The organism is Xenorhabdus sp. SGI240 (assembly GCF_040081915.1).
Classification (GTDB): Bacteria; Pseudomonadota; Gammaproteobacteria; order Enterobacterales; family Enterobacteriaceae; genus Xenorhabdus; species Xenorhabdus bakwenae.
This window is the reverse complement of record NZ_JBEBMB010000167.1, coordinates 1-1,684: the sequence shown is the minus strand read 5'-3', so window position 1 is coordinate 1,684 and position 1,684 is coordinate 1. Positions and strand designations below refer to the sequence as shown.

Genomic DNA, 1,684 nt, shown 5'->3' with positions numbered 1-1,684 from the left:
CGTGACCAGTATCAGGATCGGGAACTGCAACTGGTGATTGACGAAGGGCATATCACCACCACCAACCCGCTGCTCTCCCCCTATATGACCAAGGTCGTGAAAATGTGGCGTAAACTGGGTGCCTGGCTGTGGCTCGCAACGCAAAACCTCGCCGACTACCCGGACACGGCTGAAAAGATGCTGAATATGGCGGAATGGTGGCTGTGCCTCACTATGCCACCGGATGAAGTCGAACAGATCGCCCGGTTCAAAAAACTCAATGAAGAACAAAAAGCCGTGTTACTTTCTGCCAGTAAATTACCCCGTTGTTACACCGAAGGTGTGGTGCTGGCGAAAAAAATCGAAGCGCTGTTTCGGGTGGTGCCACCGAGTCTCTATTTGGCATTGGGCATGACGGAAAAAGAAGAAAAGGCCGAACGGCGGGCGTTAATGCGCGAGCACCAGTGCAGTGAACTGGAAGCTGCGATGTTGGTGGCCAGAAAAATGGATGTTGCCCGGGGGTTACGGGTTTGATTGTGTGGTTAAAAGTCTCGGATGAGCTGTATTGTATTTTGTGGAAATACAATACAGACTCTATGAGAGACTTATTCCCAGAAAAATGTTGCCTCTCTTGGGTTAAATGTCAGCTTAGCTTTCTTCCAGTCCTTTCCTGTCAGAACCATTTCTATGCACTGTGTAGGGTAGAGATCATCTGCGGGAGTAAAGGTTTCATAGGCGGAATCGGCATTAAGTTTAAACTGATGTGTTATCTTGACTTCCCTTTTCCCATCAGAATGCTGTTGTTGCAGACATTCTACGTATGCTTCATTAAAGTCATTAGGTAATCCTTCGAGCATACAGCCTTGTGCCCATGAAAGGAGTTGTTCAGGCGTATATTGTTCCGCTTCTTCGTCTGAAGTTATTGAGGTGTTTAAGGTGCGATCTAGCGTATTCGTGAATGATGACAACATTGCCGATATCTCTGGTAAATAATTTAGTGAAATTATTTTATAACGAGCAGATAACTTTCTCGATCAGAAAAAGAATTAACCGCAGTATTTAACGCGCTTTTTCTGCATGTTACCCCTTTCATCATTAATGAAAAGGGTCACAATCCGTGGTGCAAAAAGTCCAGTCCCGTCGGTTCAGCAGGGGAAAATCTTCGATTATCGGCCTGTTAAGCCTGTCACTCAGTTTTCCCGGTCAGTCCATGCCGGAAGTTCAAAACCCGGATCAACATGAGCACACACTGGCCGAAATCACCGCACAATGGGGGCAACTTACCCAATCACAATCCCCCAACGAAGCGGTAAAAACAATGGCCGCCCGGCAGTTATCGTCTGCGGTGACATCAACACTGACACCGTGGTTGAACCAATATGGCAATACCCGCCTCACACTCCCTTTCGACAATCATTTTTCGTTAAAAGACGTTGCATTTGACTGGTTGCTACCCTGGTATAACGTAGCTTCGGATACTGTATTCAGCCAGCTTGGGGTAAAAACTCACCACGGTCAGACAACAACAGCCATTGGATTTGGCTATCGCTATGTCGCCGATAACTGGTTATGGGGGGCCAATGTCTTCTGGGATGCGTTGTGGCCGGCGCAGCATCACCGGTATAGTCTTGGATTAGAAGCCTGGCATGATAACGTTAAATTGTCTGCCAACCTTTACCAGCGTTTATCCCATTGGAAGCCCTCC

General features: G+C 47.4%; 2 protein-coding genes and 1 pseudogene. 2 read left to right on the top strand and 1 reads right to left on the bottom strand.

Annotated features, from left to right (window positions below):
* Window positions 1–513: pseudogene (locus ABLA76_RS18030) on the top strand (conjugative transfer ATPase); the annotation flags it as partial.
* 71 nt (window positions 514–584) lie between these two features.
* On the opposite strand, the gene ABLA76_RS18025 reads toward ABLA76_RS18030, so the two are convergent.
* Window positions 585–950, bottom strand: a complete 366-nt coding sequence (locus ABLA76_RS18025) for a hypothetical protein (RefSeq protein ID WP_348988958.1) — start codon at window positions 948–950, stop codon at window positions 585–587.
* A 146-nt stretch (window positions 951–1,096) separates the two neighbouring features.
* On the opposite strand from ABLA76_RS18025, the gene ABLA76_RS18020 reads away from it, so the two are divergent.
* On the top strand, window positions 1,097–1,684 hold a 588-nt coding region (locus tag ABLA76_RS18020; RefSeq protein ID WP_348988957.1), incomplete at its 3' end, for an inverse autotransporter beta domain-containing protein.